We start from the raw sequence: 8,831 nt of genomic DNA, 5'->3' as shown, positions 1-8,831 counted from the left end.
TGATTTGACCGGCAGCTATCAATGGGCGTTCGTTAACGGGATCGTGTGGAACGGGATGAACATCGGGATCATGATCCTCATCCTCATGCGCGGCCAAAAAGGCGGTACGCTCAAGACAACCGCGGCCTAAATCGTTCTGCAAATCACCTTGGCGTGCGACGACGAAACCACCCGCGCAGATCACCGATGACCTTTGTGGTTGCGACCAAAATCAAACCGGCGAAAACGGCTTTCGAAACAGGCTCCATCGTGCCCTCGATCAAAAGCGCATGCACAACTGTGCCGACCACGATGACCAGGGCCAAACCAGTATGCGCCAAGCGCCACTTTCGTAGCCCAATCTGATGGCGCCATATCGCAAGAAGTGCCGCCAAAAATATCGCCCACATGGCAATCACGCCCCATACAGAGAATGGTGTTGGCGATCGGAACAAGAGTGCATCAACCACATCCGGCGGGCTGGTGATCCAAAGCCCCGCCACATGCACAAAAACGGCCAGCACCAACGCACCGCCGACCACACGGTGCATATGCCGTCCGCGAGGTGCGCCTAGCCCGGGCAGGAATCCCCCAACCAACAATGGCTGGAGGAGCAAAAACGCCATCCCGACGACGCCCGCAAATGCCGCAATAATGTAAACAGGCTCCCGCCATTGCAAAAGTGGGCTCGTCAGGGCGAACCATACGGGCACCGCAATCACCACAGTAACCAACGCCCAAATCAGAGCGGCGCCCTTGCGAGTCATGTCATGCGACCCAGCCCAATCAGGCGGGCGTCAGAACAAAATGCGCACTCAGGCGGGTGTCATTCGCGCTGTCCATCAAGGGGCGCAGGAAGACCGTTTCAAAATCTCCGCTGTCATAGGCCAGATGCCCATGGGCCTGACCAAAGGCCGGCACAATCTGAGGCATTTCAAGACGAAATTCGCCATTGGCATCTGTGATGGTGGCACCATGACTGCGCGCATCGCGCTCGTGACCTTCGGTGGTATGTGCCCAAATCTGGATGCGCTGCCCAGGCAAAGCCGCGCCATCCCCGGCACGGCGAACAGTGCCGGTCATCCAGAACCCGCCGCCACCGATCCGGTCAACGACAGGGGCTCCAGGGCGGTAATTGTTTGACCCACCCCGCATCGACGGCGTGGGTGCTACGCCTTGTGCTCGGGCAGGCACAATCAACCCAGACGCTCCAGCCGTCATCGCGGCAGCACCGGTGGCCAGAAGAGTACGTCGGGTGAAAGAACGAATTGTCATCTTATACCTCCTGTCAAATAGCATGTGCCCAACCCAACCGGATGGATCACCTACTTTCATTGCAAGATAGGGCAAAAGCCGAAGACGCAAAACGAGCCCCACAGCTTCGTGAACCGCACAGCGACGCAATTCCATGCGCCGGAAACTCCACGCAATACCCCAATCTCGAAAGCGTTAGAAATTGCACAAGCGCTAGCAAAAAGTGTTTCGAGAGGGATAAAACAACCTTAAGGCTTGGCGCGGCCACGCGAATGGGATGGTCTGGTGACGTTGTTCAACACCCTTTAAAGGAGAAGCACGTGGCCAAATCTGCAATTTTAGACCTGATGAAATTCTTCAACATCTGTCTCAACACGCTTGAAGAGAAAGGCATCACCGTCGAAGATTCGTCTGACTTCGAAGCCTGCGAAGATCGAATGCGGGCAATTGGTAAAAACTCGATCACGCCAATGATCTCGTCCGAACATAACGACTTGTCCAAAGACAATGCTGGCTGGTTGATCCTCCAGAAAGACGGTCGAGACATCGGTGGGGTCGCAGCACGGCACGATCTGCTGGTTTCTGAAACCCTGTCAAGCTTTTGGACCCGCAGCTATAGCAGGCTCTACAAAGGCCAAGGGCATCTGCACGTTGTGTCAGACGGCCCACGTCCATGCGACGAGATTTCCGGCAGCGTGATCTACATGGGCGAGTTTTTTATTACCGAGAAGATGCGCGGCTCGCGACATCTGCTTTCGCTCTACACACATCTGCTTTTCGCCTATTGCCACCTGCGCTGGCAACCCGATTGGCTTTATGCGTTTGTCCGGGCTGATGACGCACGGCTGGGCTATGCCACCGAATATGGATTTACGCGTCAATACCCCGGAGCCCATGTTTGGGGCGCACTGCACAAGGGGCGTGCGGTCGGTGAATACCTAGTTGCGATCCAGTCAACCGAATTGGCGGACATGGCGCGGTTTTTCAACCATCACCCGTCCTGCCTTCTGGGCGTAGATTCACTTAAGAGAGTAGAATAGTTCAGGACGAACAAGGTACCCGATGCGTCTTTGACCGGAAGCATAAGGCGAACGAAACTGACCTCGACGGTTTCGTTCGTCTCGGGGAAGGGCACGATCCGTTTCAACGGTGTGATCATCCCAACGCCAGAATGTGCAACTGACCTGATCTGACCGTTCAGCTCGGCCAAATCGGACGTGCTCAACGTCTCAAGAAAGGTTTCCAACCGGGTACTTTCAGCGGACCCCAATGTCGTCGCAGACAAGCCCAAAGCGCCAACATGGTGGATTCGAGGGACAGCTGTCAGCGCTTCAGCTGCGCTGACCAAATCGAAATGAGGGGCAATTTGATTGCTGGCCGAAAGATCACCGCCCGTATCTTTCCACCATGAAATGATTGAATCTAATGTTGGACGGTCACCCAGCCGATCCAGAGACCTCTCGGTGGATTTGAACACCGCCGACAAAAGCCGCGCTGCCTGCCGGTCGACTTCTTGTACTGGCAAAGCTTCGAATTCGTGCTCCAGATGATCGCGGCGGTCGCGCAAGAGAACGTCAACCGGAACACCAAGCGCGTCGGCAACCCGAACCGGGACAGCCATATTCGGCATATTCCCACCGCGCATCATCGCAGCAATAGCCCCCTCTTCGTCAAAACCTGCACGCACTGAAAGCTCAGCCTCGCTCAGATTTTGAGCTTGCATGATACTCTTCAGATTGGCCTTGAAATTATCGAGAACGTTGAGCTCCGAAATATTTGACGCCATATCGCTATCCAATTGTTACAGCATTCACCCACACCCAACATTATTCGTAACGTCGCCAAAGTGGTGTGTATAGCGTAAATGCACCCTAAGGGCGATTTGCTCCACGTAAGCCGACTGATCGGCGCCAAGTATTCCGCAAAATAAAGGTACCTTTCTAGCTTCGTGCGCGGAATCACGCCAAAAGTTCCCAACCCTTTTCCTTCTTTGCTTGAAATGAAAGCCGGACATGGTACGCCGCCTCAAATAACAGGTGCAGAATAAGCCCGGCGAGGCGACGAGCAGCGAACACTGAAGTCAAACTAAGAGCCACTGATCGAACACGTGCAAACTGTGCGCGGCACCCGAACAGATGCTCGTGACCTTAGGGTTCAGCTTTGCTTGGCGGTTTTCTTTAATGTGCTGCGCTGCGGCTTGTTTCATTGGAATAATTGACGCGCAGGCACGATACGAACAAATGTCGACACTCTCAGCCACGAATAACACACCCAAAGGTCCTGTAACCGTTCTGGGCGACTCATATGTTGGTCAAACTCTGATCGCGCGACCCAATGGCGTTGGGGACAGTGACGGAATTGACTTTTCCACAGTAGCCTTTCAATGGCTGCGGGAAGGCAGCCCAATCGACGGCGCGACAGAGCGTACATACAACGTATCAGATGCGGACGTCGGTTCTCAGCTGAGTGTTCGCTACAGCTACACCGATTTTGGTGGAACCCTGGAAGTGCTGACCAGCGATCCAGAGCCTATTGTGCCCCCCGCCGGAACTTTGATTCCCGAAGAAACAGGACCTTACAATGACCTTGTTGTCCTTGGGGACGCAATTGTTGGCGAACGCCTTACCGCACGGCCAAACGCGGTCACAGACAGCAATGGGATCGACTACGAAACAACGACCTTCCAATGGCTGCGAGATGGCACACCAATCAGCGGTGCCACAGACCAAACCTATGATGTGACTGCTGCAGACACCGAAGCAGAAATAAGCGTGCAGTTCTCGTATGTTGACCTGCTCGGCAACACGACATCGCTCACAAGCAACCCCAAAGAACCTGTTCCAATTCCGGTTGTGGAAGAGGTGACGCCAGAGGTGCCCATCGAAGACGAAGGCGACTTTCTCAATGGGACATCCGACGCAGACGCCCTGCGTGCGGCATCTGGATTGAAACGCATTGATGGACAGGATGAAACGGATATCGTTTTCTTCGAAGGTGACCAATCCAACTACACCATTGTCATGTCCGAAGATGGCATTGCCGTCACGGACCATCGGCTCAATGGACTTGGGACAATCGAACTCGACAATGTCGAACTGGTTGATTTCGAAAATGAAATTTCGGCCTTCGATGGCCCGTTTGTGATTGAAGCATTCGACGGTCTGGCACAGCTTGACCAAGAAGACGCGGAAGCCATTATCGAACTCTACACCGCCTACTTCAACCGCGCGCCAGATGCGATTGGCCTGAATTTTTGGGGAACAGCCTTCGCCAATGGAACATCGATAAACCAAATGGCGTCGTTATTCGCAGGACAAAGCGAAACACAAGCCACCTACCCCGCCGGAACATCCGATGCTGACTTCGCCACAACAGTTTACAGCAACGTTCTTGGCCGAACTCCGGACCAATCCGGACTTTCTTTTTAGGTCGAAGCTTTGGAATCAGGTACAGTATCTCGGGATCAGTTCATCCTGCAAATCCTCGACGGTGTGCATGCTCCATTAAAGGTCGACCAAGGGCACGATTTTGTCCTTCAACAGCTGGCCGACCAGGATTATCTGAAAAACAAGGTTGATATTGGCGCACAATTTGCGGTTCACCGCGGCATGTCTGATGTCGCAAATGCGACAGCAGTTATGGAATTGTTCAATGGCTCTCAGGACAGCATCTTCGATGCCGTTACTGCCATCGACAATTTCTACATGGATTCACTTGACCCAAACGATGGTGAATTTCTGCTCCAAATCGTTGGTGTTTTTGATAACCCATTCGCCACTTGAACGACCAGTTCTTCGATGAACACAAGGGCGGCCCATTGGGCCGCCCTGTCCATATCTAAACCCACAGGCGAGATACCCTAGTTGTCGAGGATCACATCGAAATCCACGCGACGCTCACTCAAACCGGGCTGCCCAGCTAGAACCTGCGGGGTCGAGTGTGCCGCGATGATGATCTGCTCTGGCGCAAATCCGGCGCCGACCAACGAGCTCATCAAGGCCACAGCGCGCAGGCGGGCTGTAGCAGGCGTTTCACCCGAACCGGGCTCGTCCGAATATTGACCGACAACGCGCAAGCGTACATCGGGGCAAGCGCTCGCTTTTGCCGCGAGGTCGACCACGGCGGGCATACCATCGGACGGCGCAGTGATCGACCGGGGCGAATAGAACAACTTGGTCTGCGCAACAACCGTCTGAAGTTGCGCTGCACAGGTTGACGGTGCCGAGCTGTTCGGGCTGCTCAATCCTGTCAAACCTGCGCGCTGCGATGTATCGCGAATTTCAAATTCTACGCGGCGGTCGTAATACGCCGCAGACTCGGTTCCAGTCACACGGGATGGGGTCTGACTGCCCAGGCCGACGGACGAAAACCGGGTCACATCAATCCCAGCTGCCGCAATCCGCTTGAGAACTTCGTCCGCACGCTTTTGGCTCAAACGCAGGTTCGCTCCCGGATCGCCGGATGGATCAGAATGGCCTGCGACCACGACCTCGACGTTTGGACAGTCCTGCGCAACAAGCCCGATCAATCTCGCTTGCGCCATACCTGCTTCTTCTGCGGTCAGACCACCGCTTGGGAAATAGACACGCGCCTCACTCGCAAGCACTTTAAGGTCTTCGACACAGGATTGGCTCTGTTCAAGCTTGGCCTGAGCAGCGGCAAAAAAAGCGCTCGGATTGTTTGTCGGACTGACATCCGGCTCGATGGACACCGTTTGCGGCGCGACCGGCGGGGTTGCCGGCTCTACCACTGCAGGTTCGACCGGGGTCGGGGTTGGGACTGGAACCGCTTCAGGCTGAACTGGTGCCTGCAAGACCGCCGCTTGCAATGCGTCTACACTTCCCGAAGATGGCGGCACCATGCCCGCACCTTGTTCGCCAAGCGCGACTGGGTTTTGCGTAATATTCCGCGAAACCTCGACACCGTCGAAGTTAGATCCGACTGGCGCTGTATCCTTTGGGCCGAAACTAATGACACCCGTGGCGGCCAGGACAATTGCAGTGGTCGGCGCAATCCACGGCAAATGCTCTTTCAAAATTCGTAACGACATGCTCTTCCCCCAGAATTAAGCAGCATCGTGAGCGTTGTTCCGCTCAACATCTTGGCAGTAATATCTTTAGATACTGCTCAATTTGGTGTTCAGGTCAACATCTATGTCGCAGCTACTCGCCTATACATAGAATTTCTCTTGGCTTGTCGCTTTCACACGTCAGGAAGAAAGAATCCTGCCTAGCTTTTGGGCTGCCTTGCGTCCCTGCACAGGGGGGGCTAGGGAAAGCACGACACGAGCCGGAGGGTGAAATGGACGATCTGCGCGACAAGTATATTGGGCTGATTGCAGCGGCGAACGACGAAGCGGCGCTCGAAGACCTGCGCGTGCAGGCGGTCGGCAAGAAGGGCGAGATCAGCCTAAAGATGCGCGAACTCGGCAAAATGAGCCCCGAAGAACGCCAGACGGCCGGTCCTGCGCTCAACGCACTCAAGGACGAGATCAACTCGGCCCTGTCAGCGAAGAAAGCGGCGCTTGAAAACGCGGCACTCGATGAGCGTCTGCGCGGCGAATGGCTCGACGTGACCCTTCCCGGGCGCGGCCGCCGCCAAGGCACCATCCACCCGATCAGCCAAGTGACAGAAGAGGTCACAGCGATCTTTGCCGATATGGGTTTTGCCGTCGCCGAGGGCCCGCAGATCGACACCGACTGGTACAATTTCGACGCGCTGAATATTCCTGGTCATCACCCTGCGCGCGCTGAGATGGACACCTTCTACATGCACCGCGCCGAAGGTGACGACCGCCCGCCGCATGTATTGCGCACACACACGTCGCCGGTTCAAATCCGCTCAATGGAAAAAACCGGTGCCCCGATCCGCATCATCGCGCCGGGCCGCGTCTATCGCGCGGACTACGACCAGACGCACACGCCTATGTTCCACCAGGTCGAGGGCCTTGCCATCGACAAGGATATCAGCATGGCGAACCTGAAATGGGTGCTCGAAGAATTCGTGAAGGCATACTTCGAGGTCGACGATGTAGAACTGCGCTTCCGCGCCTCGCACTTTCCGTTCACCGAACCGTCAGCCGAGGTCGATATTCGCTGTTCGTGGGAAGGCGGCACACTAAAAGTGGGCGGAGGCGACGACTGGCTCGAAATCCTCGGCTCTGGCATGGTGCACCCGAAGGTCCTGCAAAACGCGGGCGTCGATCCAAACGAATGGCAGGGTTTTGCCTTTGGCATGGGCATCGACCGCATCGCGATGCTGAAATACGGCATCCCCGACCTGCGCGCGTTCTTCGATTCAGACCTCCGTTGGCTGCGCCATTACGGCTTTGCAGCACTCGACGTGCCGACGCTGCATGGCGGCCTTAGCTAATTTGGGGAAATCCGATCCTCATCACAACTCCACGGAACCAGCGATCTTTATGCTTTTTAGCCGCGATCACAGAACCGGAACAAATCGCCAGCGTCATATCTATGCGCTGTTCGAAATCGCCTACACTATGGTCGATTTCACTGCGGCACTCTGTTTCGTGGTTGGCTCGGTCATGTTCTTTTCCGAAGACTGGCAGACCGCAGGCACCTGGCTCTTTCTGATCGGCTCGATCTGCTTCGCACTGAAACCAACACTACGCCTTACCCGAGAAATAAAACTCGCTGCAATCGGCGACGACAAAGACCTTGCTCAAAGGTTTAAAGGGGACTGACCATGAAATTCACCCTCTCTTGGCTGAAAGACCATCTCGACACCACAGCGACCGTGGACGAGATCACGTACGCTCTGACCGATCTGGGCCTTGAGGTGGAAGGCGTCGAAAACCCCGCCGAAAAGCTCAAGACCTTTACACTGGCCAAGGTAAAACACGCAGAACAGCATCCCGATGCTGACCGCCTGCGCGTCTGCACGGTTGAGACTGACGAGGGCGACAAGCAGATCGTCTGCGGCGCCCCGAATGCACGGGCAGGCATCACTGTCGTTCTGGCGAAACCGGGCGATTACGTGCCGGGTATCGACGTGACACTCAGCGTAGGCAACATCCGCGGCGTCGAAAGCCACGGCATGATGGCATCGGAACGCGAGCTTGAACTTAGCGATGAACACGACGGTATCATCGAACTACCCTCCGGTGAGGTGGGTCAAAAGTTCATTGACTGGCTGGCCCAGAACGACCCTGCCAAAGTGGACCCGGTGATCGAAATCGCCATCACACCCAACCGCCCAGACGCGCTGGGTGTGCAGGGCATCGCCCGTGATCTGGCCGCACGCGGTCTCGGAACGTTAAAGACCCGCGATGTTGATCCGGTGCCCGCAAGCTTTACCGCCGACACCAAGGTGAGCATCGACGAAGACACGCTCGACGGCTGCCCGCTTTTCTGTGGCCGCATCATCCGCGGCGTCAAAAACGGCCCCAGCCCGCAATGGCTGCAAGACGCCCTGCGCGCGATCGGCCTCCGCCCGATCAATTTCCTTGTCGATGTGACGAACTTCTTCACATACGACCGCAACCGGCCTTTGCATGTCTTTGACATGTCAAAAGTGGCGGGTGATTTGCGCGTGCACCGTGCGGCTGGCGGTGAGGAATTATTGGCGCTCGACGGCAA

10 protein-coding genes are annotated in these 8,831 nt (G+C 55.8%); 6 read left to right on the top strand and 4 right to left on the bottom strand.

Features of this window, described 5'->3' with window-relative positions; translation table 11 throughout:
- Positions 1–143: 143 nt before the first annotated feature.
- Positions 144–746 carry a ferric reductase-like transmembrane domain-containing protein gene (locus ACTG4M_RS16370; protein ID WP_439124736.1) on the bottom strand — a complete coding sequence of 201 codons (603 nt, stop codon included), beginning with the start codon at positions 744–746 and terminating at the stop codon, positions 144–146.
- A 19-nt stretch (positions 747–765) separates the two neighbouring features.
- Positions 766–1,254, bottom strand: coding sequence for a twin-arginine translocation pathway signal (locus ACTG4M_RS16365; protein ID WP_439124735.1), 489 nt, complete (start codon positions 1,252–1,254; stop codon positions 766–768).
- Between the two features lie 299 nt (positions 1,255–1,553).
- Between ACTG4M_RS16365 and ACTG4M_RS16360 the strand changes: the two genes are divergently transcribed.
- Complete coding sequence (locus tag ACTG4M_RS16360; protein WP_439124734.1) at positions 1,554–2,273, top strand: hypothetical protein; 720 nt, start codon at positions 1,554–1,556, stop codon at positions 2,271–2,273.
- Here ACTG4M_RS16360 and ACTG4M_RS16355 read toward each other — a convergent pair.
- Positions 2,225–2,956 carry a helix-turn-helix domain-containing protein gene (locus tag ACTG4M_RS16355; protein WP_439124733.1) on the bottom strand — a complete coding sequence of 244 codons (732 nt, stop codon included), beginning with the start codon at positions 2,954–2,956 and terminating at the stop codon, positions 2,225–2,227. The genes ACTG4M_RS16360 and ACTG4M_RS16355 overlap by 49 nt on opposite strands.
- Before the next feature lie 517 nt (positions 2,957–3,473).
- Here ACTG4M_RS16355 and ACTG4M_RS16350 point away from each other — a divergent pair.
- Positions 3,474–4,661 (top strand): DUF4214 domain-containing protein, encoded by a 1,188-nt coding sequence (locus ACTG4M_RS16350; RefSeq protein WP_439124732.1) that lies wholly within the window; start codon positions 3,474–3,476, stop codon positions 4,659–4,661.
- A 9-nt stretch (positions 4,662–4,670) separates the two neighbouring features.
- On the top strand, positions 4,671–5,015 hold the full coding sequence (locus tag ACTG4M_RS16345; protein WP_439124731.1) for a hypothetical protein: 345 nt from the start codon (positions 4,671–4,673) through the stop codon (positions 5,013–5,015).
- Between the two features lie 77 nt (positions 5,016–5,092).
- Here ACTG4M_RS16345 and ACTG4M_RS16340 read toward each other — a convergent pair whose 3' ends face one another.
- On the bottom strand, positions 5,093–6,283 hold the full coding sequence (locus ACTG4M_RS16340) for an OmpA family protein (RefSeq protein ID WP_439124730.1): 1,191 nt from the start codon (positions 6,281–6,283) through the stop codon (positions 5,093–5,095).
- Between the two features lie 251 nt (positions 6,284–6,534).
- On the opposite strand from ACTG4M_RS16340, the gene pheS reads away from it, so the two are divergent.
- The 3 genes from pheS to ytpR all read left to right on the top strand — a co-directional run.
- Entirely contained in the window at positions 6,535–7,605 is a 1,071-nt protein-coding gene (pheS, locus tag ACTG4M_RS16335; RefSeq protein WP_439124729.1) for a phenylalanine--tRNA ligase subunit alpha, read from the top strand.
- On the top strand, positions 7,589–7,936 hold the full coding sequence (locus ACTG4M_RS16330) for a YrhK family protein (RefSeq protein WP_439124728.1): 348 nt from the start codon (positions 7,589–7,591) through the stop codon (positions 7,934–7,936). Before pheS ends, ACTG4M_RS16330 begins: the two co-directional genes overlap by 17 nt.
- 2 nt (positions 7,937–7,938) lie before the next feature.
- On the top strand, positions 7,939–8,831 hold an 893-nt coding region (gene ytpR / locus ACTG4M_RS16325), incomplete at its 3' end, for a YtpR family tRNA-binding protein (protein WP_439124727.1).

Origin of the sequence: Marivita sp., assembly GCF_965656765.1 — a bacterium.
Classification (GTDB): domain Bacteria; phylum Pseudomonadota; class Alphaproteobacteria; order Rhodobacterales; family Rhodobacteraceae; genus Marivita.
The sequence above is the reverse complement of the archived record's forward strand: the minus strand, read 5'-3'. Positions and strand labels throughout refer to the sequence as shown.

Excerpts from the sequence above, each read along its gene's own strand:
- ACTG4M_RS16355 (WP_439124733.1), bottom strand. The coding sequence starts at position 2,956 with ATGCAAGCTCAAAATCTGAGCGAGGCTGAGCTTTCAGTGCGTGCAGGT.
- ACTG4M_RS16350 (WP_439124732.1), top strand. The coding sequence starts at position 3,474 with ATGTCGACACTCTCAGCCACGAATAACACACCCAAAGGTCCTGTAACC.
- ACTG4M_RS16365 (WP_439124735.1), bottom strand. The coding sequence starts at position 1,254 with ATGACAATTCGTTCTTTCACCCGACGTACTCTTCTGGCCACCGGTGCT.
- ACTG4M_RS16370 (WP_439124736.1), bottom strand. The coding sequence starts at position 746 with ATGACTCGCAAGGGCGCCGCTCTGATTTGGGCGTTGGTTACTGTGGTG.
- ACTG4M_RS16340 (WP_439124730.1), bottom strand. The coding sequence starts at position 6,283 with ATGTCGTTACGAATTTTGAAAGAGCATTTGCCGTGGATTGCGCCGACC.
- pheS (WP_439124729.1), top strand. The coding sequence starts at position 6,535 with ATGGACGATCTGCGCGACAAGTATATTGGGCTGATTGCAGCGGCGAAC.
- ACTG4M_RS16330 (WP_439124728.1), top strand. The coding sequence starts at position 7,589 with ATGGCGGCCTTAGCTAATTTGGGGAAATCCGATCCTCATCACAACTCC.